We start from the raw sequence: 24,866 nt of genomic DNA, 5'->3' as shown, positions 1-24,866 counted from the left end.
CGGGTTCCGAGGGGCACCCGAGGCCGCCGGACGCGCGCCGACGGCTACTCGGGCGGCAAGACGCTCGGCGGCTACTCAGCCGGCGAGGCGTTCGGCGGCCGCGGCGATCCGCTCGTCTGTCGCGGTCACCGCGAACCGGACGTGTCGCGCTCCGGCCGGCCCGTAGAAGGAGCCCGGGGCGACCAGGATGCCCCGCTCGGCCAGCCAGTCGACGGTGGCCCAGCAGTCCTCGTCCCGGCTGGCCCAGAAGTAGAGGCCGGCGGTCGACTCGCCGAGCGTGAAGCCGGCCTTGAGCAACGCCGGCCGGAGCACCTCGCGGCGGGCGGCGTAGCGGTCCCGCTGCTCGGCCACGTGCGTCTCGTCGCCGAGCGCGGCCACCATGGCGGCCTGGACCGGCTCCGGCACGATCATGCCGGCGTGCTTGCGCACCGCCAGCAGCCGGGACACCAGGTCCGGGTCACCGGCGACAAAGCCGGCCCGGTAGCCGGCGAGGTTGGAGCGCTTGGAGAGCGAGTGCACGGCCAGCAGGCCGTCGTACGACCCGCCGCTGACCTCCGGCGAGAGCACCGAGACCGGCTCGGACTCCCAGCCCAGCGTCAGGTAGCACTCGTCGCTGGCCACCACCACGCCGCGCTCCCGCGCCCAGTCGACCACCTTGCGCAGGTGCGTCGCGGGCAACACCCGGCCGGTCGGGTTGGACGGGGAGTTGACCCAGATCAGGCGTACCCGGGGGTTCGGACCGATCGCGGTCAACGAGTCGGCCCGGATCACGGTGGCCCCGGCGAGCCGGGCGCCCACCTCGTAGGTCGGGTAGCAGACCTCGGGGATGACCACCACGTCGTCCGGTCCGAGCCCGAGCAGCGTGGGCAGCCAGGCGACCAGTTCCTTGGACCCGACGGTGGGCAGCACGCCGACAGCGGCCGGGTCGGCCCCGCAGTTGCGGCCGACCCAGGAAGCGATCGCGGACCGGAGCGCGGGGGCGCCCGCGGTCAGCGGGTAGCCCGGGGCGTCCGATCCGGCCGAGAGCGCCGCCCGGATCAGCTCCGGCACCGGGTCGACCGGCGTCCCGATGGAGAGGTCGACGATCCCGTCGGGATGCCCGCCGGCCACCACCTTCGCGGGTGCCAGCAGATCCCAGGGAAAATCGGGTAGGCCGCTGATCCGGCTCGCCGCCGTGCCCACCGGCCCACCTCCACTCCTGCCACCGGGGGCCGTGCCCCCACCGGTCGGAACGCCGCTCAGTGTCCCTCTCCGCGCCGCTCCTGCGCCGCGACGAAGGTCGCGTCCTTCTCCACCTTACCGATCTTGGAAGCACCGCCGGGCGAGCCGAGGTCCTCGAAGAACTCGTAGTTCGCCGAGGTGTAGTCCTTCCACTGCTCCGGCACGTCGTCCTCGTAGAAGATGGCCTCTACCGGGCAGACCGGCTCACACGCCCCGCAGTCCACGCACTCGTCGGGGTGGATGTAGAGCATCCGGTTGCCCTCGTAGATGCAGTCGACTGGGCACTCCTCGATGCATGCCTTGTCGAGCACATCGACGCACGGCTCGGCGATGATGTAGGTCACCGATCTCTCCTCCGCAAGCTACGCCGCGATCAACCGCGACGGTAAGAGCCTAGTATCTCGCCGGGGAGGAGGGCGATCGTGCTCCGACGGCAGGATCTGGGACACCGCGTGGTAGTCCGACGAATTGTAGGGGGTCGAGCTGACCGCCCGCTCTTCAGCGATGCCCTCGGTGAGCTGGTCGAGCTGACCGAGACCCACCTCACCCTCGTCACCGAGCGGGGGAAACTGCGGGTGCCGCTGACCGAGGTGCACCGGGCCAAACGCGTACCGCCCGCGCGGCGCCCGAGCGCGCAGGCCGTGGTCGAGCTCGAACTCGCGGCGAACGAGGCCTGGCCGGCACCGGTGCAGGACCGGTTGGGCGGCTGGCTGCTCCGCTGCGCCGGCGGCTGGACCGGCCGGGCCAACTCGGCGCTGCCGGTCGGTGACCCGGACCGCCCGCTGGAGGCCGCGATCGACGCCGTCGAGCGCTGGTACGCCGACCTCGGTCGGCCGGCGATGATCAACACTCCGCTGCCGCTCGCCGCCCCCGTCGGGGTGGCGCTCGACGAGCGCGGGTGGACCAGTCGCAAGCCCACACTGGCCCAGACCGCACCGTTGCCCACCCTGCTGGCCCGTACGCCGGTCCGGACCGACCTGGCCGCCGTGGAGCTGGCGACCGCCCCGTCGGACGAGTGGCTCGCCCTCTGCGCGGCCCGCAAGGCGGCGCACGCCGGCACCGCCGCCGGGGATGATCCGCTCGCGACCCTCCCGGCCGCCGCCCGCCACATCCTGACCTCGGTGGCCCAGGTCCGCTTCGCCCACGTGTACGCGCCCGGCGGCGACTCCGACCGGAAACTGATCGCCGCCGGCCGGGGCACGGTGACCGGTGCCGGCCGTTGGTTCGGCCTGACCAGCGTCGAGGTGGTGCCCGAGGCCCGCCGACAGGGATTGGCCCAACACCTGGTCCGGGCGCTCGCCGAGTGGGCGGCCGGGCTGGGCGCGACCGACGCGTTCCTACAGGTCGAGCAGGACAACGCGGCGGCGGTGGCGCTCTACCGGCGGCTCGGTTTCACCACCCACCACACGTACCTGACCCGGGTGGCACCACCCGCCCCCTGAGGGCCGCTACTACACCGGCGCTGGCCGGGTTCAGCGGCGGACGACCCGGCGGGGTTTGGCGAGCTTGTTCTCGGCGTACCGCTTGAGCGACTGGGAGCGGTAGTCGAGTCCGAGCGCGGTGACCAGCAGGAAGCCGAGCACGGCACCGGCACCGGCGAACGCCGCGTAGAGCCAGATCTGGGAGAAGAACTCGCCCGCGCCGTTGGCGAACGGGTAGCTGCCGCTGACGAACGGGCCGACGATCACGGTCAGGGCCATCGCGCCGAGCACCGCGACCGCGGCGTCCGCGCCCCAGCGGGAGACCGGTTGGCGGCGCCCGACGACAAACGCGATCGTGGCCAGGATCAACCCGATCAGCGCGAACATGCCCAGCGAGAGCCGGTCGGACGCCTCCACGTCGTCGGGGAAGCCGAACCGGATCACCAGTCGGGCGATCACGTTGATCAGGAAAAACACCGCCGCGAGCACGCCGACGCGCAGCCAACGGTCCTTCATCGCACGCCTCCAGAAACAGCCGGTTCCCGTACCGCTGGAAGATACTTACCACTCCGAGCTGTGAGTCCCTATCCGCTGGCCGGACGGCTCGGTGGCGGAAGCGGACCGACGGGGCGGGTGACGATCAGCCGGAACGCCATCCCGGCGAAGGCCATCGAGCCGGCGAAGATCATGACAACCCCGACCCAGTTGTCCCCGGCGAGCAGGACGTCGCCCTCGCTGGTCTTGATCGCGGCCACCGCCATCAGCGCGAACCAGGGCACGGCCGGCAGCGCGACGGCCCAGCGCCGCCCCACCGTGGTGTACGCGAACCAGCTCAGCACCAGGTTGGCCACGATCGCGACCAGCACCGAGACACCGATCAGTTGACCGCCGACCCGGACCGTGGCGAGCAGCAACTCCAGCGTGGCGGTGACCAGCGCGGCGAACACCGCCAGCGCCGCGCCGACGATCCGCAGCGACAGGTCGACAATCCGGGCGAGCGCGGTCCGACCCGGTGGCTCCGGTTCGGGCGACACCTGGTCGGACACGGGCGTGGGTGGGCTGGACAGGGTCACCGCACTCCGCTCTCCGCCAGCGTGTCGACCCCGACCGGGCCGGCCGCCTCGGGCGCCAGGCCGGCAAAGAGGTCGTCCTCCCAGCCGTACGGGCCACCGCCCGGTCCCCGCTCGCCGACCGCGAGGGTGTAGTACTCCACCCCCATGAACTCGCCGCCGAAATTGCCGGCGATCGAGTAGAGCCAGGAGCTCTCGGGGATCTGGGTGGCGTGCGCGCGCATCGACGCCTCCTTGGCGGCGTGCTCGTCGGTGCCGTCGATCCGGGCCGCGATCTCGTCGTCCGGGGTGCCGAAGGGCAGGTCGTCGAAACGGTCGATCCCGGCGAACGGGTTGTCCGAGGAATCCCCGAACGCGGCCATCCCCGCCTCCAGCACGCTCTTCGGCATCGCCGTCCAGTAGATCTTGGCGGGTCCGAACCCCTGCGCGGTGGCCAGCTCGGCCGCCCGCATCGCGACCCGGTGCGCCTGGATGTGGTCCGGGTGGCCGTAGAAGCCGTTCGGGTCGTAGGTGACCAGCACCTGGGGGCGTACCTCCCGGATGATCTCCACCAGGTGGCCGGCCGCCTCGTCCAGGTCGGCCTGCCAGAAGGCGCGCGGGTGGTCGTTGGTGGCGAGCCCCATCATCCCGGAGTCCCGGTAGCGGCCCGCCCCGCCGAGGAAGCGGTGGTCCGACACGCCGAGCGCGGCGCAGGCGGCGGCCAGTTCGGCGACCCGGTAGCCGCCGAGTTGGTCGGCCGCGTCCGCGGCCAGTCCGGCCAGCGCCGGTACGTGGATCTCGCCCTCTTCACCGAGCGTGCAGGTCACCAGGGTGACCCCCGCTCCGGCGGCGGCGTAGTGCGCCATCGTCGCGCCGGTCCCGATCGCCTCGTCGTCGGGGTGTGCGTGCACCAGCAGGAGCCGTCGGTCGGCCAGGTTCGTCACGGCAGTCACTCTACGCGTCCGGGGCGGCGGACCGCCCCCGCCGAGGTACGGACACGATACGCAGCTCAGCCCCATCATCGATCGCGCCACTCTACGATCGGCGATGTGGACTATCCGGAACTGGCCGCCCGTACCCGCCGGTTCAGCCACGGCGCACCGCGGTCGGTGTCGGTGGCCACCGACGGTTCCCGGGTGGTCTTCCTCCGGTCCGGTGGCCCGGAGGACCCGGCCGACGCGCTCTGGCTGTTCGACGTCGCCACGTCGACCGAACGCCTGGTCGCCGATCCGGCCCTGCTGCTGGAGGCCGACCCGACGGACCCGCAGGACACCCTGCCGCTGCCAACCGCCGAACGGGCGCTACGCGAACGGCAGCGGCTCCAGGCCGGCGGCATCGGCGGGTACGCCACCGACCCGGCCGCCCGGGTGGCGGTCTTCGCCCTGGCGGGTCGCCTGTTCCGGGCCGACCTGGTGCACGGCGACGTGGTCGAGGTGGCGGTCACCGGACCGGTGATCGACCCGCGCCCCGACCCGACCGGCGAACGGCTGGCGTACGTCACCGAGGGTCCCGGATCGGACGGCCGGACCGGCACCCCCGCCCGAGCGGGCGGCAACGGCGGCAACGGCAACGGCGACGGCGGCCGGTGCGGCGGACAACTGCGGGTGATCGAGGCCGACGGGAGCGACACCCTGCTCGCCGGTGAGGAGGCCGGGGTGAGCTGGGGGCTCGCCGAGTTCATCGCGGCCGAGGAGTTCAGCCGCTACCGGGGCTACTGGTGGGCCCCGGACGGGCGATCCATCCTCGCCGCCCGGGTCGACGAGTCCCGGCTGTCCCGCTGGCACCTGCACGACCCGGGTGACCCGGCCAGCCCACCGCGCAGTGTCGCGTACCCCCGGGCCGGGGGACCGAACGCCGAGGTCACCCTGCACCTGCTCGACCTCGACGGGGGCTGGGTCGACGTGCACTGGGACCGGGAGACCTACCCCTACCTGGTGTCGGTGCGCTGGGCCGACACCGGTCCGCTGATCACCGTACTGCGACGGTTGCAGCAGCACGGTCTGGTGCTGGCGGTCGACCCGCGGACCGGGGAGACCCAGGTGCACGCGGAACTGGCCGACCCGCGTTGGGTCGAACCGGTCGCCGGAACCCCCCGGCACCTGCCCGACGGCCGGGTGCTGGTCGGCGGCGAACTCGCCCACGACGGTTACGACGCGCGCTGCCTCTTCGCCGACGGCACCCTGCTCACCCCGCCGTCGCTCTACATCCGCCGGGTGGTCGGTCCGCTCCCGGCCGGTCCCGGTACGACCGACCTGCTGGTCGAGGCGAGCGACGGGGAGCCCAGCCAGCAGCACCTGTTCCGGGTGCGTACCGCGATCGGCGGTGGGGTGGAGTCCCGCCGGCTGACCGCCGACCCGGGCTGGCACACCGGGGTCGTCGGGGGCGACGTACTGGTGGTGGGAACCGCCTCGCTCGACCACCCCGGCACCCGGTGGACCGTCTGGCAGGGCGACCGTGAGGTGGGCGCACTCGCCTCGCTCGCGGCGAACCCGCCGTACGCGCCGCGCCCCGTGCTGGAGCGGGTCACCGACCGCCGGCTGCCCACGGCCGTGCTCTACCCGCGCAGCCACGTCACCGGCCGCCGGCTGCCGGTGCTGCTCGACGTCTACGGTGGGCCGGGACACCAGGAGGTGCTGGCCACCCGCTCCCGTTGGCTGGAACGGCAGTGGTGGGCCGACTCCGGGTTCGCGGTGGTCACCGTCGACAACCGGGGTACGCCGGGAGTCGCGCCCTCGTTCGAGAAGGTGATCCACCGACGGCTCGCCGACGTGATCCTGCTCGACCAGGTGGACGCGCTCACCGCACTCGCCGAGAAGCACCCCGACCTCGACCTGGACCGGGTGGCGATCCGGGGCTGGTCGTTCGGGGGTTGGCTGGCCGCGCTGGCCACGCTCTGCCACCCCGAACTGTTCCGGTGCGCGATCGCGGGTGCTCCGGTGACCGACTGGACCCTCTACGACACCGCGTACGCGGAGCGCTACCTCGGCCTGCCCGACGACAGTCCGGAGGTGTACGCGCACCACTGCCTGCTGGAGCTGGCCGGTGAACCGCCGGTCACGCCGGACGACGCCCGGCCGATCCTGCTGGTGCACGGGATGATCGACGACAACGTGGTGGCCGCGCACACACTGCGACTCTCGGCGGCGATGCTCGCCACCGGCCGCCCGCACGCGGTGATCCCGCTGACCGGGGCCACCCACCTGGCCGCCGGGGGCGCCGCCGAACGCCTGCTCCGCCTGGAACTCGACTTCCTCCGCCGCCACTTGGGGTAAGGAAGGGCCCCTTATTAACGCTATGCGTTAATAAGGGGCCCTTCCTTACCCGCGAGCGTGGGCGTTGTAGAGGACGTGGGTGCCGATGGACTCGGAGAGGAAGACGCCGCCGACCTTGGAGCCCACCACCCCGGTGAAGTACGCCTGGAAGAGCGGCACCACCGGCACGTACCGCTCGTGGATGAGCTGGTCGATCTCGGCCCACCTCGGTCCGGCCTCGCCCGCCGGGAGCGCGCTCACCTCGTCGATTCTCCGGTTGACCTCGTCGGAGTTGAAGTACGAGACGTTCGAGTTGCCCTTCGGGCCGAGGCTGCGGCCGTCCCAGAGAACCGGGATGGTGGAGGCGGCACTGGGCCAGTCCGCCACCCAGTTGGAGAGGTAGATGTCGTACTCGTTGCCCCGGGTCCGGGCGGTCGGGTTGTGCTGCGGCGTCTCCACCGTCCTGACCACCACCTCGAACCCGGCCCGCTCCAGGCTCTCCTTCACCACCGGCGCGGTGACCTGCCCGTACGCGTTGCTGCGGGCCATGAAGACGAGTTTGACCTTCCTACCGCCGAGCAGTTCCCGCGCCTTGTCCGGGTTGCCGTTCGGGCCGCCGTCCCACGGGTTGGGGTAGTTCCTCCAGCCGATCGTGCTGTCGGCGAGCAGGGTGTTGGTGACCCGGCCACCGGCGTCACCGCCCTGGGTGAGCACGATGCCCCGCTTGTCGATCGCGTACGCGATGGCCTTGCGGACGTCGACGTCGGTGATCCGCTCGTTGTTGATGCTCAGATAGTGGACAAACGGCTGCGGTGCCGAGATTGTCCGCTGCTTCAGGTCCGGGTTGCCCAGCACCTGGTTGACCAGTGCCTGCGGGGCGCCGTCGCTGCTGATCGCGTACGCGTCGGCACCGGCGTCGGCGATGATCCGCTCGGTCTGCGCGACGTCGTCCGGCCCGATCTCCCAGACGAAGCTGTCCGGGTAGTCGTGCCGCAGCGGGTCGGTCTCGGCATTCCAGTGCGGGTTGCGCTCCAACACCAGCCGGCTGTCCCGCAGATACTCCTTGATCTTGTACGGGCCGGAGGAGAAGATCCTGCGGTCGTACTCGGTCCTGGTGTCCCTGGCCTGCGGCACCGGCGCCGTGGTGGGCAGCGAGAGCGCGAACGGCAGATCGCAGTGCGGCTTGGCGAAGGTGAAGACCAGGGTCCGGTCGTCCGGCATGCTCAGGCCGGGCACGGCGGTGCTGCCCGAGGTGTACGGCCCCTTGTAGGTGGCGTTGTAGGCGGGACTGTCGGCCAGCCACTCCTGGAGGTAGGTGGCACCGCCGTCGATCGACTCCTCGAACGACCGGGCGATGCCGTACGCGATGTCGGCCGCACGGACCTCGCTGCCGTCCTCGTAGCGGACGCCCTGCTTGACCTTGTACTCCCAGACCCGGCAGTCGCCGTTGACGTCCCTGCCGGGCGTCTCGGCCAGGTCACCGATCAGGGTGAGCTTGCCCTGGCCGTCCTCGCGGAACTGGGTCAGCGTACGGACCAGCAGGTGCTGCGCGGCCATCGCGACGACGGTGTAGGTGCGCTGCGGATCCAGGTGCTCGAAATCCTGCTGGACGATGGTGCGGATGGTGCCGCCCCGGCTGGCCCCGGGAACCGCCGGGGCCGGGCCCTGCGACTCCTTCGGGTCGGTGGCGATCGCGCTGGTCCGCTGTTGGACGGCACCGTCGTCGGGCCCCGCGTCGGGGTCCCCGGTGTTCTCCGAGCACGCCGCCAGCGTCGAGGCCAGCAACAACGCCACGCCGGCCACCGCCACCCCACGTCCTGGTCGCATCAGTCGGTCCTCCCGATCGGTCCGGCGGGAGTGCTCCTCCCGCACCTTTGGTTTGGTCGGCACCCGGTCGCACCGGTCAGCCCAGTCGTACCCTCGGGTCGATCACCGCGTAGAGCAGGTCGACCACCAGGTTGGCGGCCACGACAAAGACCGCGGCGAGCAGCACGGTGGCCATCACCACCGGCATGTCGAGGTTGATCGCGGCGTTGAGCGACGCCTTGCCCAGCCCGGTGAACCCGAAGACGGTCTCGGTGATCACGGTTCCGCCGAGGTAGGTGCCGACGTCGAGCCCGGCGATCGTGACGATCGGCGTGATCGCCGCCCGGAGCGCGTGTCGGCCGTACACCCTGGCCCTGGGCAGCCCCTTCGCCCGGGCGGTACGGATGAAGTCCTCGGTCAGGGTCTCCAGCAGCTGGGCCCGGGAGAGCCGGGCGTACGACGCCGAGTTGAGCAGGCCCAGCGCGAGCCAGGGCAGGATCATCGCGCTCGCCCAGGCGGCCGGGTTCTCGGTGACCGGCACGTAGCGCGGGTAGCCGAGCCAGCCGGTCTCGTAGACCAGGACGATCAGCAGCAACGGTCCGAAGAGCAGGATCGGCATCGAGGCACCGACCAGCGAGAAGCCGACCGCGAGCCGGTCGAGCAGGGTGCCCCGACGCAACGCGGAGACCATCCCCAGCGAGATCCCGACCAGCAGCCAGACCACCGCCGCCCCGGCGACCAGGCTCAGCGTCACCGGCAGCGTACGCCCGACGATCCGCGACACCGGCTCGTCGTTGCGGAAGGAGAACCCGAGACAGGGACGTGGGCACTCGCGCGCCGCCGCGCCCTCGCCCAGGGTACGACCGGTGAAGATCCCCTTCATGAAGCCGGCGTACTGCTGGGGCACGGGGGCGTCCAGCCCCATCCGTCGCTCGATCGTCTCCAGCCGTTCCGGCCCGCACACCTTGCCGTTGCCGCACATCAGCTCGGCCGGGTTGTTCGGCACGGCGAAGAAGAGGCCGAAGGTCAGCGCGCTCACCGCGACGAGCGTCGCCGTCGCGAGCAGCAGCTTCCTGACCAGGAACCGGATCATCGCCGGGCTCCCCGGCGACTCGACCTCGGGTCGAGCGCGTCGCGCAGCGCGTCGCCGAAGAGGTTGAAGGAGAGCACGAGCAGGAAGAGGGTGGTCCCGCCGACAACGGTGAAGCTCGGCACCTCCCGGACGAAGTCGACGCTGTCGCTGATCAGCCGGCCCAGGTCCGGGGTGGGTTCCAGGATGCCGATGCCGAGAAAGGAGAGGGCCGCCTCGGCGGTGATCAGCGCCGGTACGTTGAGCGAGAAGGTGATCAGGATCGGCGTCCAGAGATTCGGCAGCAGTTGCCGGAACAGGATGTGTCCGAGTCCCGCCCCGGCGGCCCGAGCCGCGTCCACGAACTCGCGCTCACGCAGCGAGAGCACCTGGCCCCGGACCAGCCGCGCGGTGTAGGTCCAGTTGAACAGGGCGAAGACGACGATCAGCAGGACCGGCCGGAACCAGGGCGCCTCCGCGTCGCGTACGCCGTAGAACTGGTTGACCGCCACCGGGATCACCGCGAAGCAGAAGATGAAGAACGGGAAGGCCATGGTCAGGTCGACCAGCCAGCTCAGCAGCGCGTCGACCCGGCCGCCGAGGTAGCCGGCGAGCACCCCGACGACGACGCCGATCCCGATCGTGAGCAGGGCCGCGGTGAACGCCACCAGCAGCGACGTACGCAGCCCGAAGACGAGCTGGATGAAGACGTCCCGCCCCAGGTTGGGCTGGATGCCGAGCCAGTGCTCGCCGTCGATCCCGGCGTAGCCGAGCGGGAAGCCGTTGCGGTCCAGCCGTTCCGGGAACCGGTCCAGCGGCCCCTTGCCGTACAGCCGCTCGACCAGCGGCGCCGCGACCGCCAGCAGGACAAAGCAGAGCAGCGCCCCGCCGCTGACCATCCCGACCCGGTCGCGCCGCAGCCGCGACCAGGCGAGTTGCCCCGGTGACCGGCCGACGGCCGCCCGGCCGCCGAGCGGTCCGGCACCCGGGTTCGACCCCGGCGCATCCTCGGCCGCCGCCGTGCCGGCGACCACCTGCCGCTCGCTCACGCCAACTCCCCCCGCTCCGGGAAGTGGCAGGCGGTCGACTGCCGGCCACCGTCGCGCGGGACGAGTTCGGGTTCGGTCGAGGCACAGATCGCCCGCGCCTTCCAGCAGCGGGTCCGGAACCGGCACCCGGACGGCGGGTCGAGCGGCGTCGGCACGTCACCGGTGAGCCGGATCCTCCCGGTCGGACCGAGCCGACCCACGTCCGGCACGGCGGAGAGCAACGCCCGGGTGTACGGGTGCTGAGGTCGGGCGTAGATGTCGTCCCGCTCCCCCACCTCGACGATCTTCCCGAGGTACATCACCGCGACCCGCTGGCAGAAGTGCCGGACCACGGCGAGGTCGTGCGCGATGAGGACAAACCCGAGGTCCAGCTCCCGTTGCAGCTTCCGCAACAGGTTGATCACCTGCGCCTGGATCGAGACGTCCAGGGCGGAGACCGGCTCGTCGGCGACGATCAGTTTCGGTCCCGACGCCAGCGCGCGGGCGATCCCGATCCGCTGCCGCTGACCGCCCGAGAACTCGTGCGGATAGCGGTTCTGGTGCTCCGGACCGAGCCCGACCAGCTCCAGCAGTTCGCCGACCCGCTGACGTACCCCGCCGGGTGGTTCGATCCCGTTGACCAGCAGCGGCATCGCCACGATCCGACCGACCGTGTGGCGCGGGTTCAGCGACGCGTACGGGTCCTGGAAGATGATCTGGAGGTCCCGACGGAGCGGGCGCAGCACTCCCCGCCGGGCGTGGGTGATGTCCCGTCCCTCGAACGTGATCCGTCCACCGGTCGGCTCCAGCAGCCGGACCAGCATCCGCCCGGTGGTGGTCTTGCCACAGCCGGACTCGCCGACCAGGCCGAGTGTCTGGCCGGCGCGTACCTCGAAGTCGAGCCCGTCGACCGCGCGGACCCGGGCCGACGAACGCCACCCGGCCCGGACCGGGAAGTGTTTGGTGAGTCCCTCGACCCGCAGCAACGGTTCGCTCATCGCCGCGCCCCGACGGCGATCTCCTCGGCGCGGAGCCGTTTGCGCTCCGCCTCGGGCAGGTGACAGGCGACCAGGTGCCCGCGCTCGACCACCGGTCGCAGCTCGGGGACCTCGGTCCGGGAACGCTCGCCGCCACGGCCGGCGTACCGGCAGCGGGGGTGGAAGGCACAGCCCGGCGGCAGGTCGACCGGGCTCGGCGGGTTGCCGCCGATCGACGCCAGGTCGGCCTCGGCCGGGCCGCGCAGGGACGGCACGCTGGCCAGCAGACCCCAGGTGTACGGGTGTTGCGGCCGGCGGAGCACCTGCTCCGCGCTCCCGTGCTCGACCGCCCGGCCGCCGTACATCACCAGCACCTCGTCGGCCACCTGACCGACCACGCCGAGGTCGTGGGTGACCAGGACGATCGCCGAGTTGAACTCGCGTTGCAGGTCGGCCAGAAGGTCGAGGATCTGGGCCTGCACGGTGACGTCGAGCGCGGTGGTCGGCTCGTCGGCGATCAACAGATCCGGGTCGTTGACCAGCGACATTGCGATCATCACGCGCTGGCGCATCCCGCCGGAGAACTCGTGCGGATGCTGGTCCGCCCGCCGGTCGGGCTCCGGGATGCCGACCCGGTCGAGCATCTCGACCGTACGGCGCCGGGCCTCGCGGCGGCCGGCGCCCGGGTGGTGGACCCGGTACGCCTCGGCGATCTGCCGGCCCACGGAGTAGTACGGGTGCAGCGCGGAGAGGGAGTCCTGGAAGACCATCGCGACGTCCCGGCCACGCAGCCGCCTGATCTCCTCCTCCGGCCGGCCGACCAGCTCCCGCCCGCCGACCAGGACACTGCCGCTGACCGTGGTCCGCCCCGGATCGTGCAGACCCAGTACGGCCAGCCCGGTCACGCTCTTGCCGGAGCCCGACTCGCCGACGATGCCGAGGGTACGGCCCCGGTCCACGGTGAACGAGACGCCGTCCACGGCGCGGACCAGCCCGTCCGGGGTGTCGAAGCCGACCCGGAGATCCCGGACCCGCAGGTACGGACCGTCGTCGCCCCGCTGCCGGGGTGCTCCGGGCATCCTGCTCGACCGCCTCTCTCCACTGCCGTCGGTGCCGGATCTCCGCTCGTCACAGCCGGCGAACCTACTGCAAACAGCCGGAGAGTGCGCGTAACGGGTGGTAAAGGCGAAAGTATGCGACGGAAACAGACCTGTCAGCCGACAAACAGTAACGACTCGGCATCGTGCACGCGCGTCGTCCACTGTCCTGACACGGGCCCGGCCCCCACCCTGGGTCACGCTGCGACAGCCACCTCCCGCGTGCGAGACTGACCAGCGGAAAGGTCACGCACTGCGCGGCGGCGGCGTCCGCCGGAGAAGTCGGAGGTGACGATGACCTCGGCACTGTTCGGGCACGGCGGGCCGTGGACCGAGGCGGACTACCTCGCGCTCGGCGAGACACCGGAACGGGTCGAACTCTTCGACGGGAGCCTCTACGTGACCCCGGCACCGACTCCCCGCCACCAGTACCTTTCCCGCCGGCTGGCGAGCATGCTGGACCCGGGTGCCGACGCCGCCGGGTTGCACGTGCTGGAGGCGGTCAACGTACGGCTGCGACCTGGCCGGATGCCCATCCCGGACCTGGTCGTCACGGGCGAGATCGACTTCGACGAACCGGTCGTCGACGCCGAGGAGGTCCGGCTGGTCTGCGAGATCATCTCGCCGAGCAACGCCTCGACCGACCGGGTGTTGAAGATGCACTACTACGCCGTCGCCGGCATCCCCTGGTACCTGCTGGTCGAACAGGACACCGGCGCCCTGCACCTCTACCGGCTGCGGGGCAGCCACTACGTCGAGGAGTCGGTGACCAAGCCCGGCGACGTACTGCGTCTCACCGAGCCGCTGCCCGCCGAGATCGACCCGAGCGGACTGCTGCCCCGCCACTGACCCAAGTTCTCGTTTAGGGTCATGGTCATGACCCACTTCGACGTGGCCACGGCCGCGGTGCAGGCCGCACTCGACGCGGGCGCGCGCTACGCCGACGCCCGGGTGATGCACCGGCGCTACGAGTCGATGACCGCCCGCAACGGCGAGATCGAGGAACTGTCCCAGGACGAGGACGCCGGCATCGGCGTACGGGCGCTGGTCGGTTCGAGCTGGGGCTTCTTCGCCGTACCCGAACTTTCCGACGCCGCCGCCCGCGCGGCCGGCACCCGCGCCGCGCGGATCGCCTCGGCCAGCGCGCGCGTCCCCGGCCCCGCCGTCGACCTGGTGCCGACCGGCGGCCAGAGCGGATCGTGGGCGTCGACCTGCGCGGTCGACCCGCTCTCGGTCGCCCTCTCCGACAAGGGCGACCTGCTGGTGCGCGCGACCGAGCTGTCGCACCGGGCCGGCGCGGACGTGGCCGAGGGGATCTACCAGATCTGGGACACCAACAAGTGGTTCGTCTCCAGCGAGGGCCACCGGATCGACCAGCACGTACGCGAGTGCGGGGCGGGGATCTCGGCCACCGTGATCGGTGACGGCGAGACCCAGCGTCGCTCCTACCCCAGCTACCGGGGCCAGTACGGCACCAGCGGGTGGGAGCTGGTCGACTCGCTCGACCTCGGCGCGCACGCCACCCGGATCGCCGAGGAGGCCCGCGCGCTGCTGACCGCGCCGCTCTGCCCGAGCGGCGAGACCACCCTGATCCTCGGTGGCGAACAGCTCGCGCTACAGATCCACGAGTCGGTCGGACACGCCATCGAACTGGACCGGATCCTCGGCTGGGAGGCGGCCTTCGCCGGCACCTCGTGGCTCGACCTCAACCAACTCGGGCGGCTCCGGTACGGCTCGGAGCTGATGAACATCACCATCGACCCGACCATCCCCGGCGCGCTGGGCAGCTTCGGCTTCGACGACGAGGGCACCCCGGCCGCCAAGCGCGACGCGGTCCGTGAGGGTCGCTGGGTGGGTGTCCTGGCCGGACGCGACTCCGCCGCCGTCGCCGGCCTGGACTACGCCGGGAGCGTGCGCTCCGACGGCTGGTCGCGGCTGCCGATGGTACGGATGACAAACGTCGGTCTGGAGCCCGGACCGCACACCCTGGACGAGATCATCGACGCGACCGACGACGGCGTGCTGATGGACATCAACCGCTCCTGGTCGATCGACGACAAGCGGCTCAACTTCCAGTTCGGCTGCGAGATCGGTTGGGAGATCAAGAACGGTCGCCGGGGGCGGATGCTGCGCAACCCCACCTACACCGGGATCGGCCCGCAGTTCTGGCGCTCGATGGACATGCTCTCCGGCGAGACCGTCGCCTGGGGCACCCCGAACTGCGGCAAGGGCCAGCCGGGCCAGGTCGGCCACACCGGTCACCCGGCCGCCCCGGCCCGCTTCACCAACGTACGGGTGGGGGTGCGCGGATGACCCGCGCGAGGACCATCGCCGTACGCGACGAGCGAAGGGAAACGTCTCGATGAGTCGGGAGCTCGATCTCGCCGGTCGGGTGGTGGAGCTGGTCCGGGAGATCGCCGGGGCGGACGCCCAGGCCGAGTCCTCGGTCACCCACACCGCCCAGTCGTTGACCCGGTTCGCCAACTCGGCGATCCACCAGAACGTCGCCGAGGAGACCACCGGCCTGCGACTGCGGTTGCACGTGGACGGGCGTACCGCGGCCGGCTCCAGCACCGTGGTCAGCGAGGACGGCCTGCGCGCGCTGGTCCGGCGGACGGTCGACGCCGCCCGGCTCTGCCCACCCGACCCGGCCTGGCCGGGACTGACCCCGCCGACGCCGCTGGCCGGGGCGGGCAACTTCGACGAGGCGACCGCGTCGGCCTCGCCGGACGAGCGGGCCGACCGGGTCAGGGACTTCGTGGCGGCGGCCGGCGGCCTGGAGACGGCCGGCTACTGCCGTACGGTGAGCTGGTCCGGAGCGTTCGCGAACAGCGCCGGGCAGTCGGTCGCCGGTCGTTCGGCCGAGGCGGCGATGGACGGCGTCGCCCGCGCGGGTGGGGCGGACGGGGTGGCCCGGCGCAACACCGGTCGCCTCTCCGATCTGGACGGAGCGGTCCTCGGCGCGCGGGCGGCGGTCAAGGCACGGGCCGGCGCGGCCCCGGTCGAGCTGGCACCGGGCCGGTACGAGGTGGTGCTGGAGCCGACCGCCGTGGTCGACATCCTGCAGAACTTCGCGCTCTTCGGGTTCAACGGCAAGGCGTACAACGAGCGGCGTTCCTTCGCCGACCTCGGCGCCGCCCAGTTCGACCCGGCGATCACCCTGGTCGACGACGCGCTCGACACCCTCGGCCTGCCGTACGACGCCGAGGGCACGCCGAAGCGCCGGATCGCGCTGGTCGAGGGCGGGGTGACCCGTACCGTGGCGCACGACCGGCGGACCGCCGCCGAGGCCGGGGTCGACTCGACCGGTCACGCGACGCACGGCGGCGCCTCCTGGGGGGCGATCCCGAACAACCTACGGATGCTGGCCGCCGACGGGACCGGCGACGGTCCGACCGAGGTCTCCGGGCCGGTGGTCGACTCGGACACCGCCGCGCTGGTCGCCGGGGTCGAGCGTGGACTGTTGGTCACCGACTTCTGGTACACCCGGGTGCTGGACCCGAAGTCGCTGGTGGTCACCGGGCTGACCCGCAACGGGGTCTGGCTGGTCGAGAACGGCGAGGTGACCACGGCGGTACGCAACTTCCGCTTCACCCAGTCGTACCCGCAGGCGCTCGCCCCGGGTGCGGTGCTCGGCCTCGGCCGGCACGCCTCGCTGCTGCCGGACAGTTGGGACGCCTCCTGGTGGTCGGCACCGGCGCTGCGCCTGGCGTCCTGGAACTTCACCGGTGGGGCCTCGGGCTGATCCCCCGCCAGCCGGCGGCCCGCCGGCTGGGGCCGCTCCAGGCTCACGATCATGAGTGAAGTTCTGCACAACCACGCCCGGAATGACTGCTGGGACTTTCGTTACCGGTAGGACACACGCGAGACTCCCTTGCGCATCGTGCGCTCGGCGTGCGGCGTAACGTGTACGCCGAACTGCGCCGGAAGGCATAGGTGCTGGTGTACAGCGCGCGGGTGGCGCGACTTCGGCTCTATTCCGCCGCCCCCGCGCGCTCGCCGGAACACCATCCGTGCCCGTCAGCCAGACAGGGCCCTGTCAGGGAGACATAGGAATGACTACGACGGCAACGAGGCCGAGTGGTGCGCGTGCGCGCGCCGCCATCGCGGCGAGGACGTTGCGTACCGACCGCTGGTGGCTCGCGCCGCTGATCACGGTCATCGGACTCGGTGCCTGGGTCACCTACGCCACGGTCCGGGTGTTCATGCACGACTTCTACTGGGTCGACGATTATCACTATCTGACCCCGTTCTACTCGCCCTGCGTGACCGAGCGGTGCATCCCCGAGGCGGCGCACTTCGGCCGGGTGCTGCCGGGCTGGTGGATCATCCCGGACGCGGCGTTGACCCTGCCGTTCCTGCTGCTCTTCCGACTCACCTGCTACTACTACCGCAAGGCCTACTACCGGGCCTTCTGGCTCTCGCCGCCGGCCTGCGCGGTGCCGGACGGACACCAGACCTACAGCGGCGAGACCCGCTTCCCGCTGATTTTCCAGAACGCGCACCGGTACGCGTTCTACGCCGCCGCGGTCATCTCGCTCATCAACACCTGGGACGCCGTGCTCGCCTTCCGCAGTCCGGAGGGCTTCGGATTCGGTCTGGGCAACGTGATCCTCTGGGTCAACGTGATCGCGCTGTGGGCGTACACGCTTTCCTGCCACTCCTGCCGGCACATTGCCGGTGGCCGGCTGAAGCACTTCTCCAAGCACCCGGTGCGTTACCGCTTCTGGACCTTCGTGTCCAAGCTGAACACCCGGCACATGCAACTCGCCTGGGTCACGCTGGGCACACTGGCGTTCACCGACTTCTACATCATGGCGCTGTCCGCCGAATGGTTCGGCGACCTGCGGTTCATCAACTGAGGGCCTGACATGACTACGCGAATCGAACGACACCACTACGATGTCGTCGTGATCGGGGCCGGCGGCGCCGGCCTGCGGGCGGCGATCGAGGCCCGGCTGGCCGGCAAGCGCACCGCGATCATCTCGAAGTCGCTCTTCGGCAAGGCCCACACGGTGATGGCCGAGGGCGGCGCGGCGGCGGCGATGGGGAACGTGAACGGCCGGGACAACTGGCAGGTCCACTTCCGGGACACCATGCGCGGCGGCAAGTTCCTGAACAACTTCCGGATGGCCGAGCTGCACGCGAAGGAGTCGCCGCAGCGGATCTGGGAGCTGGAGACGTACGGGGCGCTCTTCGACCGCACCAAGGACGGCAAGATCTCGCAGCGCAACTTCGGCGGCCACGAGTACCCCCGGCTCGCGCACGTCGGTGACCGGACCGGGCTGGAGCTGATCCGGACCCTGCAACAGAAGATCGTCTCGTTGCAGCAGGAGGACAAGCGCGAGCACGGCGACTACGAGGCCCGGATCAAGGTCTTCGCCGAGACCACCATCACCGAGCTGCTGCTCGACTCGTCCGGCCCGGACGGCCCCCGGATCGCCGGGGCGTTCGGCTACTACCGGGAGTCCGGCGAGTTCGTTCTCTTCGAGGCGCCGGCCGTGGTGCTGGCGACCGGCGGGGTGGGCAAGTCGTACAAGGTCACCTCGAACTCGTGGGAGTACACCGGGGACGGGCACGCGCTCGCCCTGCGGGCCGGCGCCACCCTGATCAACATGGAGTTCCTCCAGTTCCACCCGACCGGCATGGTCTGGCCGCCGTCGGTGAAGGGCATCCTGGTCACCGAGTCGGTACGCGGTGACGGTGGGGTGCTGAAGAACTCCGACGGCAAGCGGTTCATGTTCGACTACGTCCCCGACGTCTTCCGCAAGCAGTACGCGGAGACCGAGGAGGAGGCGGACCGCTGGTACTCCGACCCGGACAACAACCGGCGCCCGCCCGAGCTGCTCCCCCGCGACGAGGTCGCCCGCGCGATCAACAGCGAGGTGAAGGCGGGTCGCGGCACCCCGGCCGGCGGCGTCTACCTGGACATCGCGAGCCGGCTCCCGGCCGAGGAGGTCAAGCGCCGACTGCCGTCGATGTACCACCAGTTCAAGGAGCTGGCCGACGTCGACATCACCAAGCAGCCGATGGAGGTCGGGCCGACCTGCCACTACGTGATGGGCGGGGTCGAGGTCGACCCGGACAGCGCGGCGGCACACGGGCACATCCAGGGGCTCTTCGCCGCGGGTGAGGTCTCCGGCGGGATGCACGGCTCCAACCGGCTCGGCGGCAACTCCCTCTCCGACCTGCTGGTCTTCGGCCGGCGGGCGGGCGGGCACGCGTCGGCGTACGCCGACGGTCTGAGCGCCCGCCCGAAGGTGGCGGCGACCGACGTCGCGGCCTCGGTGGACCGCGCGCTGGCTCCGCTGGAGCGCCCGGACGGCGAGAACCCGTACAAGTTGCAGCAGGACCTCCAGGCGGTGATGGGCGACCTGGTCGGCATCATCCGGCGCAAGGGTGAGCTGGAGGACGCCCTGGTCCGCCTGGCCGACCTGCGGGAGCGGGTGGCGAAGGTGGGCGCGACCGGTGGCCGGCGCTACAACCCGGGCTGGCACCTGGCGCTCGACCTGCGCAACATGCTGATCGTCTCGGAGTGCACCGCCAAGGCGGCGCTGGAGCGCGAGGAGTCGCGCGGCGGGCACACCCGGGAGGATTTCCCGAAGATGGCGCCGGACTGGCGCACGGTCAACCTGGTCTGCTCACTCGACGGCGACAAGGTACGGCTGGAGCACAAGCCCCTGCCGAAGATGCGGGCCGAGCTGATCCAGCTCTTCGACCGCACCGAACTGGCCAAGTACCTGACCGAAGACGAGCTGGCCGACTTCGACGCCCTCAGCGAGGACGTCCAGAGCGGCGGCGTGCACGCGCAGGAGGCGGGCAAGTAATGGGCAGCAAGCGCCAATTCAGGGTCTGGCGGGGCGACGAGCAGGGCGGTGACCTGCAGGACTACCAGGTCGAGGTGAACGAGGGCGAGGTTGTCCTCGACGTGATCCACCGGCTGCAGGCCACCGAGGCGCCCGACCTGGCCTGCCGCTGGAACTGCAAGGCCGGCAAGTGCGGCTCCTGCTCGATGGAGATCAACGGCATGCCCCGGCTGGGCTGCATGACCCGGATGTCGACCTTCGAAGAGGCCGAGACGGTCACGATCACCCCGCTGCGTACGTTCCCGGTGATCCGGGACCTGGTCACCGACGTCTCGTTCAACTACGAGAAAGCTCGGGAGACCCCGGCCTTCGCTCCTCCGGCCGACGTCGCCCCCGGCGACTACCGGATGAAGCAGGTCGACGTCGAGCGGTCGCAGGAGTTCCGCAAGTGCATCGAGTGCTTCCTGTGCCAGAACACCTGCCACGTGGTACGTGACCACGAGGAGAACAAGGTGGCGTTCTCCGGTCCCCGGTACTTCATCCGGGCGGCGGAGTTGGACATGCACCCGCTGGACACCAAGACCGACCGCAAGGAGTACGCACAGGCGTCGCAGGGCCTCGGCTACTGCAACATCACCAAGTGCTGCACCGAGGTTTGCCCCGAGCACATCAAGATCACTGACAACGCGATCATCCCGATGAAGGAACGCGTGGTCGACCGCAGGTACGATCCTCTTGTGTGGCTAGGTAGCAAGATCTTCCGACGGGGTCAGACCGACGGCGACGAGAGCGGTGCGCGTACCGATCCGTCCGGCGTCCGCGAGCACCACTCCCACGGCGGCTCGTCCGGCGACCCGGTGGCCGAGCAGCAGGCTCAGCGTGGGGTGAACTGGCACCGCCAGGTCCCCCACCCGACCAGTCCGGTGGTGGACGAGCGCGGCAAGATGCCGCTGAGCGAGTTCACCTTCGACCGGCCCGCGGCGCCGTCACCGTTCGGTGACGACATCTCCTTCCCGCTTCCCGCGGACCATCTGAACTACGCCCACCCGGACCAGAAAGACTGATCCGGGGGCGCATTTCGCCCGTACGTCGAACCGAAGGATCGGCGGCATCCGCCGCCGATCCTTCGGCCGTATCCGGGCACAACTCCCATTCGGGTACGAGCGTCGTTGCCCGCCACCTTCAGTACGACAACCCTCTTTGTCGTCGTTATCGTCATTCGTCGTCGGACACCTATCCGAGCGTCAACAGCGGTCGGAGCGCGACCACGATCGGTTCGTCGGCGGGCAGCCACGGCACCGAGGCCAACTCGTCGACGGCCAACCAGCGCAACTCGGCGTGCTCCAGCAGCCGCGGCTGGTCGGTTCCGACGAGTCGTGCCTGGTAGACGCGGAGCACCGCCCGACCGTGCGCGAGCGGTACGTCGCCGCCGACCCGGTCGCCTACCTCGATCCGGACGGCCAACTCCTCGGCGCACTCCCGGATCAGTGCGTCAATTTCACTTTCGCCGGATTCGACTTTCCCGCCGGGAAACTCCCATCTGCCGGCCACCTCCGGCGGCTTCGCCCGGGCGCACCCGAGCACCCTGCCGCCCGCGATGATGGCCGCCCCGACAATAACCCTCATTTTTCGCTTTGCGTGATCAGTCGACTCGCCACGGTAACCGACACCCTCATCCCCACTCGCCCGTTCGGTATGCACGGGCCTCAACGGTGCCAGATCAATCGGCGGTTCGGGTGCCGTAGCTAGACCGTAGGGCAAAAGAACACGGAACTGTGGACGTGGACACACCAGCCGGCCGGCGACAGACTAGGGAGCACCGACGAGGACACGGGACAGCGACGATTTGGCCACAAGCCGGCAACGACGCTTGGGAGGTATCGTGAAGCGTGCGCTCTGGCGCAGTCGATCCCAGCGTGACTACCTGACGGACGCGCTCACGCTCCTGCCCGGCTGGGTGCGTGAGGGGCGCCAGCTCAAACGCACCCTCATTCTCGACGATACCCAGCACGCCGCGCTGACCGAACGCGTCAAGATCGTCGCAGACGCCGTACACATCCGTCCAGAACTCCGGCGGCTCGACGGCCACACCCAGATCAAGATCGGCGCACCGGACGAGGACACGATCACCGAGAACGTGGTCACCCTGGCCGCCCGGATCGAGGACGTCTACCGCGCCGTCACCAGCGTCGACTGACCAGACCAGCACCGGGCTCAGGGCGTGACCGAGGGCTCGGCCGCCTGCCGGATGAGCTGGTTCGCGTCGTCGTGGTCCACCCCGGTAGCCCGCAGCAGGTCGGTCGCGGCGGATCTGACCTGCGCCACCACCGCCGCCCCGGAGAGCCCGACCCCCTCGTCGTAACCCCGGCTGGCCTCGTACACCGCTCGCAGTACCCGCCTGCGCGCCTCGTCCGGCTCCCAGCCGTCGCGGAACTCGTCGTGCAGCAGGCGCACCGCCTCCGCCAACCGGTCGACCGCGACCGGCAGGCAGTCCGGCAGCGGCTCCTCGTCCTCGACCAGGCCGACGGCCCGCCGGGCCAGACCCCGACTACTCCACACCAGGTTGTCCAGGTACTGCGCGCCCTGGGCGAACAGTGCCAGGGTCGGGCGTCGGTGCCAGCGGGCGGGCGCCAACTGCACGACCTCCTTCGCCCCCTCCACCGCCGCGTGCAGGTTGTTGAGGTCCGACTGAATGCCGCTGAAGCCGTCGGCGGCCCGGGCCAGGCTCGCGCTGTCGCGGGCCGACAGCGCCCGTGCGGTGGCCTCCAACTGCCGGGCCAGTTCCTCGATCGGATAACCCGCCGCCCGCTGCACCACCCGGCGCGGGTTCAGCGGCAGGAGCAGCACAACCACCACCATGCCCACCCCGCCGCCGATGAGCGCGTCGACGAACCGGGGGTACTCCAACGTACCCACCTCCGGGGAGAGGGCCGCGATCAGCACCGCCGTACCCCCGGCCTGTGCCACCAGCACACCCCGGCCGCTCAGCAGGATCGCGCCGATCACGGCGAGCGCGACGATCAACCCCAACTGCCACGCGCCGTTGCCGGCCAGCAGCATCAGTACGTCGCCGACCCCGATACCCACCGCGACCCCGAGGATCAGCGCGATGGTGCGGTGCAGCCGCTGCCCCACCGACGAGGCGATGGTGCCCACCGCCGCCGCTGGCGCGAACACCGGCTGCGGGGTGTCCAGAATGTCGTGGGCGATCCCCCAGGAGAGCGCCGCCGCGGCACCGGCCTGTACGGCGACCATCACGTTGATCTCGATCTGGCGGAACCGGTCCCGGACCTTGACCCTGCCCGCCGCGGCCCAGCCGGTCAGGATCTCGTCGATGCGACGCGTGACGGAGTCGGCCGGCAGCGCGGGGGCGCTGCGACGCCCCTGACGGCGGCGGATCGAGAGCACGGCCGGGCTTACCCACTCCCGGCCGAACGAATCGCTACCACCGCAAATCGGTCGTGGCTCGCGGCCCGTTCGGCGTCGGGCGGGGTGGCACCGCACTCCTACCCTCGGGCGCATGGCCAACAACGTCACGTACGACCGTCGGGAGCAGTTCCAGCAGATCCAGAGCGGCCTGCTCGACGGCGAACAGGTGATCGCGGTCTACGACGCGATCGGCACCGGCACCGGCTTCATCGGCCTGACCAACCGGCGCGTGATCATCCAGGACAAGTCGTTCGTGGGCAAGAAGTTCGCCATCACCAGCATCCCGTACTCGAAGATCACCAGTGTCAGCGTGGTGAGCAACAAGTCCTGGGGCGGCGCGTTCTTCTCCACCGGCGCGATCGCCATCCACGTCGGGACGCACACGTACGAGGTCGAGTTCCGTGGCGACCAGAAGGGTCACCACGTACACAACGTCATCCTGAGCTTCATCTCGTAGCGCCCGAGCGGGGGCGCCGCCGGCCGGTCAGCCCGGCGGCGGGCAGTTCCAGTGACTGAAATCCCGGGTACGGCTCCAGATCGTCCGGGCGGTCGCGACGCTCCAGCCCAGGCTCAGCCCTTCGGGTGGTCCCACCCCCGACGCCTTCAACTCCCGGTCGGAGAACTGGAACAAGCCCCATCGGCGTGACCCGTCGGAGTACCCGAAGATCCAGTAGGGGTCCAGCTCCGACAGGCAGCTCGCCACCCGTACGGCCCCGTCCGGGTCTTCCGGGAAGCTCGCCCGCAACGCGCGTTCGACCTCGTCCTTGGACCAGGTCGGGAGCGGGATTGACTCGGCGTACAGCGCCCGCTTTGTCTCCTCGTCCACGATCGAGGTGGGCGGCAGGTCGGACAGGGCCTGGAAGGCCATCACCCGCATCTTCGTGTGCGGCCCGAACCAGCCGTCCGCCGGCAGGTCGAGGCCGCGGATCCGCATCCGCTCCTGGAGATCCTGTACGCACTTGCTGACCGCGCCGATCGCCAGCGTCTCCGGGCAGTCGTCGGAGAGCAGCAACGGCGTGGCGCCCGACGGGCGTCGGGCGTCGGCGGGTGGTTCGAGGGTCACCAGACCGGCACCGGCCAGCGCGGTGACCATCACGAAGCCGACCGCGATCATGGCCAGCCGGCTCCACCGCCACCTCGGCCGGCGGCGCCCTGCGGCCGCGCCGGCCGCAGTGGCGGTGACACCGTCGGCAGCGACCGCGCCGGCCGCCCCGCGCCCCGGGCCAACCGAGACCGGCTCCGGCTCGGCGTTCGGGGTCGGGGTCGGGGTCGGGGTCGGGCGGTCCGGACCGACCGCCACCCTGCTCCCGTCCGCCAGCTCCTGCCGGACCCTGCGCCACCGTTCCAGCTCGGACGACGGGGTCCCGCAGGCGGTCAGCAACGCGACGACCAGCTCCTCCCTCGGCAGGGTGGTGCGGGACAGAAGCGTGGCGAGCGTGCTCCGTGGTAACCAGTGGCCGGCGGCAACCGCTCGGCGTTCGATCTCCCGGTAGGTCAGTCCGGAATCGTCCCGGAGCTGTCGCAGCAGCGCGACAAACTCCCCGGACGTGGCCACCGACGTGACGTCTTTCCCGTCGGCGTCGCCCTGTGGCACTTGCCCTCCAGGTGCTCGTCAACCGTCGAACTCGCCCAGAACCACCCACCCGGAATAGTACGTGTCGACACCTCGGCGGCCGACGGGCCACATCGACTGCCGCCGCGCCCCGCCCGGT

General features: G+C 70.9%; 21 protein-coding genes and 4 pseudogenes. 12 read left to right on the top strand and 13 right to left on the bottom strand.

Annotated elements, in window-relative coordinates; all coding sequences use genetic code 11:
• Window positions 1-75: 75 nt before the first annotated feature.
• Entirely contained in the window at window positions 76-1,182 is a 1,107-nt protein-coding gene (gene dapC, locus ACI2K4_RS21610) for a succinyldiaminopimelate transaminase (RefSeq protein ID WP_404513549.1), read from the bottom strand.
• Between the two features lie 56 nt (window positions 1,183-1,238).
• The gene (gene fdxA / locus ACI2K4_RS21605) at window positions 1,239-1,565 is read right to left on the bottom strand and encodes a ferredoxin (RefSeq protein WP_170208586.1); all 327 of its coding nucleotides are present in this window, start codon (window positions 1,563-1,565) and stop codon (window positions 1,239-1,241) included.
• A 78-nt stretch (window positions 1,566-1,643) separates the two neighbouring features.
• Between fdxA and ACI2K4_RS21600 the strand changes: the two genes are divergently transcribed.
• Window positions 1,644-2,663 carry a GNAT family N-acetyltransferase gene (locus ACI2K4_RS21600; protein WP_404513546.1) on the top strand — a complete coding sequence of 340 codons (1,020 nt, stop codon included), beginning with the start codon at window positions 1,644-1,646 and terminating at the stop codon, window positions 2,661-2,663.
• 30 nt (window positions 2,664-2,693) lie between these two features.
• Here ACI2K4_RS21600 and ACI2K4_RS21595 read toward each other — a convergent pair whose 3' ends face one another.
• From ACI2K4_RS21595 to mshB, 3 genes are all read right to left on the bottom strand, one after another.
• On the bottom strand, window positions 2,694-3,158 hold the full coding sequence (locus ACI2K4_RS21595; protein WP_404513544.1) for a hypothetical protein: 465 nt from the start codon (window positions 3,156-3,158) through the stop codon (window positions 2,694-2,696).
• A gap of 68 nt (window positions 3,159-3,226) precedes the next feature.
• Window positions 3,227-3,715 (bottom strand): hypothetical protein, encoded by a 489-nt coding sequence (locus ACI2K4_RS21590; RefSeq protein WP_404513542.1) that lies wholly within the window; start codon window positions 3,713-3,715, stop codon window positions 3,227-3,229.
• Complete coding sequence (gene mshB, locus ACI2K4_RS21585; protein WP_404513540.1) at window positions 3,712-4,644, bottom strand: N-acetyl-1-D-myo-inositol-2-amino-2-deoxy-alpha-D-glucopyranoside deacetylase; 933 nt, start codon at window positions 4,642-4,644, stop codon at window positions 3,712-3,714. Before mshB ends, ACI2K4_RS21590 begins: the two co-directional genes overlap by 4 nt.
• A gap of 96 nt (window positions 4,645-4,740) precedes the next feature.
• Here mshB and ACI2K4_RS21580 point away from each other — a divergent pair.
• Both ACI2K4_RS21580 and ACI2K4_RS21575 read left to right on the top strand, forming a co-directional pair.
• Window positions 4,741-5,197: pseudogene (locus ACI2K4_RS21580) on the top strand (peptidase S9); the annotation flags it as partial.
• 86 nt (window positions 5,198-5,283) lie between these two features.
• Window positions 5,284-6,963, top strand: a pseudogene (locus ACI2K4_RS21575) (prolyl oligopeptidase family serine peptidase); the annotation flags it as partial.
• 45 nt (window positions 6,964-7,008) lie between these two features.
• Here the strand turns inward: ACI2K4_RS21575 and ACI2K4_RS21570 are convergent.
• The 5 genes from ACI2K4_RS21570 to ACI2K4_RS21550 all read right to left on the bottom strand — a co-directional run bounded on the left by ACI2K4_RS21570 (window position 7,009) and on the right by ACI2K4_RS21550 (window position 12,901).
• Complete coding sequence (locus ACI2K4_RS21570) at window positions 7,009-8,769, bottom strand: ABC transporter substrate-binding protein (protein ID WP_404513538.1); 1,761 nt, start codon at window positions 8,767-8,769, stop codon at window positions 7,009-7,011.
• 76 nt (window positions 8,770-8,845) lie between these two features.
• On the bottom strand, window positions 8,846-9,841 hold the full coding sequence (locus ACI2K4_RS21565) for an ABC transporter permease (protein ID WP_404513536.1): 996 nt from the start codon (window positions 9,839-9,841) through the stop codon (window positions 8,846-8,848).
• Window positions 9,838-10,866, bottom strand: coding sequence for an ABC transporter permease (locus tag ACI2K4_RS21560; RefSeq protein WP_404513534.1), 1,029 nt, complete (start codon window positions 10,864-10,866; stop codon window positions 9,838-9,840). The genes ACI2K4_RS21565 and ACI2K4_RS21560 overlap by 4 nt, the downstream gene beginning before the upstream one ends.
• On the bottom strand, window positions 10,863-11,843 hold the full coding sequence (locus tag ACI2K4_RS21555) for an ABC transporter ATP-binding protein (protein ID WP_404513532.1): 981 nt from the start codon (window positions 11,841-11,843) through the stop codon (window positions 10,863-10,865). The genes ACI2K4_RS21560 and ACI2K4_RS21555 overlap by 4 nt, the downstream gene beginning before the upstream one ends.
• A complete protein-coding gene (locus tag ACI2K4_RS21550; protein ID WP_404513530.1) occupies window positions 11,840-12,901 on the bottom strand; it encodes an ABC transporter ATP-binding protein in 1,062 nt (353 codons plus the stop codon). Before ACI2K4_RS21550 ends, ACI2K4_RS21555 begins: the two co-directional genes overlap by 4 nt.
• Window positions 12,902-13,213: 312 nt before the next feature.
• Here ACI2K4_RS21550 and ACI2K4_RS21545 point away from each other — a divergent pair, with 312 nt between their 5' ends.
• From ACI2K4_RS21545 to ACI2K4_RS21515, 7 genes and pseudogenes are all read left to right on the top strand, one after another.
• A complete protein-coding gene (locus tag ACI2K4_RS21545) occupies window positions 13,214-13,768 on the top strand; it encodes a Uma2 family endonuclease (protein WP_404514057.1) in 555 nt (184 codons plus the stop codon).
• Window positions 13,769-13,795: 27 nt separating this feature from the next.
• Entirely contained in the window at window positions 13,796-15,232 is a 1,437-nt protein-coding gene (locus tag ACI2K4_RS21540; RefSeq protein ID WP_404513528.1) for a TldD/PmbA family protein, read from the top strand.
• Window positions 15,233-15,281: 49 nt separating this feature from the next.
• Window positions 15,282-16,664, top strand: a complete 1,383-nt coding sequence (locus tag ACI2K4_RS21535) for a TldD/PmbA family protein (RefSeq protein WP_404513526.1) — start codon at window positions 15,282-15,284, stop codon at window positions 16,662-16,664.
• Window positions 16,665-16,974: 310 nt separating this feature from the next.
• Window positions 16,975-17,781, top strand: a complete 807-nt coding sequence (locus ACI2K4_RS21530) for a hypothetical protein (RefSeq protein WP_404513524.1) — start codon at window positions 16,975-16,977, stop codon at window positions 17,779-17,781.
• A 9-nt stretch (window positions 17,782-17,790) separates the two neighbouring features.
• A complete protein-coding gene (locus ACI2K4_RS21525; RefSeq protein ID WP_404513522.1) occupies window positions 17,791-19,746 on the top strand; it encodes a fumarate reductase/succinate dehydrogenase flavoprotein subunit in 1,956 nt (651 codons plus the stop codon).
• Window positions 19,746-20,498: pseudogene (locus ACI2K4_RS21520) on the top strand (succinate dehydrogenase/fumarate reductase iron-sulfur subunit); the annotation flags it as partial. The gene ACI2K4_RS21525 and the pseudogene ACI2K4_RS21520, both read left to right, overlap by 1 nt.
• 48 nt (window positions 20,499-20,546) lie before the next feature.
• Window positions 20,547-20,789: pseudogene (locus tag ACI2K4_RS21515) on the top strand (succinate dehydrogenase/fumarate reductase iron-sulfur subunit); the annotation flags it as partial.
• A 169-nt stretch (window positions 20,790-20,958) separates the two neighbouring features.
• Here ACI2K4_RS21515 and ACI2K4_RS21510 read toward each other — a convergent pair.
• Window positions 20,959-21,426, bottom strand: coding sequence for a (deoxy)nucleoside triphosphate pyrophosphohydrolase (locus tag ACI2K4_RS21510; protein ID WP_404513520.1), 468 nt, complete (start codon window positions 21,424-21,426; stop codon window positions 20,959-20,961).
• Window positions 21,427-21,607: 181 nt separating this feature from the next.
• On the opposite strand from ACI2K4_RS21510, the gene ACI2K4_RS21505 reads away from it, so the two are divergent.
• Window positions 21,608-21,922, top strand: a complete 315-nt coding sequence (locus ACI2K4_RS21505) for a 4a-hydroxytetrahydrobiopterin dehydratase (protein WP_404513518.1) — start codon at window positions 21,608-21,610, stop codon at window positions 21,920-21,922.
• A 17-nt stretch (window positions 21,923-21,939) separates the two neighbouring features.
• Here the strand turns inward: ACI2K4_RS21505 and ACI2K4_RS21500 are convergent, their stop codons facing one another.
• Entirely contained in the window at window positions 21,940-23,133 is a 1,194-nt protein-coding gene (locus tag ACI2K4_RS21500; RefSeq protein ID WP_404513516.1) for an aromatic acid exporter family protein, read from the bottom strand.
• Between the two features lie 112 nt (window positions 23,134-23,245).
• On the opposite strand from ACI2K4_RS21500, the gene ACI2K4_RS21495 reads away from it, so the two are divergent.
• A complete protein-coding gene (locus ACI2K4_RS21495; RefSeq protein ID WP_404513514.1) occupies window positions 23,246-23,611 on the top strand; it encodes a PH domain-containing protein in 366 nt (121 codons plus the stop codon).
• A gap of 27 nt (window positions 23,612-23,638) precedes the next feature.
• On the opposite strand, the gene ACI2K4_RS21490 is transcribed toward ACI2K4_RS21495, so the two are convergent.
• On the bottom strand, window positions 23,639-24,748 hold the full coding sequence (locus ACI2K4_RS21490) for a peptidoglycan-binding protein (RefSeq protein ID WP_404513512.1): 1,110 nt from the start codon (window positions 24,746-24,748) through the stop codon (window positions 23,639-23,641).
• Between the last annotated feature and the right edge of the window lie 118 nt (window positions 24,749-24,866).

This window comes from Micromonospora sp. NPDC050397 (assembly GCF_044901685.1).
In the GTDB taxonomy this organism is placed as follows: domain Bacteria; phylum Actinomycetota; class Actinomycetes; order Mycobacteriales; family Micromonosporaceae; genus Micromonospora_G.
This window is presented reverse-complemented; position numbering and strand designations above follow the sequence as displayed.

Excerpts from the sequence above, each read along its gene's own strand:
- ACI2K4_RS21595 (WP_404513544.1), bottom strand. The coding sequence starts at position 3,158 with ATGAAGGACCGTTGGCTGCGCGTCGGCGTGCTCGCGGCGGTGTTTTTC.
- ACI2K4_RS21550 (WP_404513530.1), bottom strand. The coding sequence starts at position 12,901 with ATGCCCGGAGCACCCCGGCAGCGGGGCGACGACGGTCCGTACCTGCGG.
- ACI2K4_RS21530 (WP_404513524.1), top strand. The coding sequence starts at position 16,975 with ATGACTACGACGGCAACGAGGCCGAGTGGTGCGCGTGCGCGCGCCGCC.
- ACI2K4_RS21555 (WP_404513532.1), bottom strand. The coding sequence starts at position 11,843 with ATGAGCGAACCGTTGCTGCGGGTCGAGGGACTCACCAAACACTTCCCG.
- ACI2K4_RS21495 (WP_404513514.1), top strand. The coding sequence starts at position 23,246 with ATGGCCAACAACGTCACGTACGACCGTCGGGAGCAGTTCCAGCAGATC.
- ACI2K4_RS21535 (WP_404513526.1), top strand. The coding sequence starts at position 15,282 with ATGAGTCGGGAGCTCGATCTCGCCGGTCGGGTGGTGGAGCTGGTCCGG.
- ACI2K4_RS21545 (WP_404514057.1), top strand. The coding sequence starts at position 13,214 with ATGACCTCGGCACTGTTCGGGCACGGCGGGCCGTGGACCGAGGCGGAC.
- ACI2K4_RS21525 (WP_404513522.1), top strand. The coding sequence starts at position 17,791 with ATGACTACGCGAATCGAACGACACCACTACGATGTCGTCGTGATCGGG.
- ACI2K4_RS21565 (WP_404513536.1), bottom strand. The coding sequence starts at position 9,841 with ATGATCCGGTTCCTGGTCAGGAAGCTGCTGCTCGCGACGGCGACGCTC.
- ACI2K4_RS21570 (WP_404513538.1), bottom strand. The coding sequence starts at position 8,769 with ATGCGACCAGGACGTGGGGTGGCGGTGGCCGGCGTGGCGTTGTTGCTG.
- ACI2K4_RS21540 (WP_404513528.1), top strand. The coding sequence starts at position 13,796 with ATGACCCACTTCGACGTGGCCACGGCCGCGGTGCAGGCCGCACTCGAC.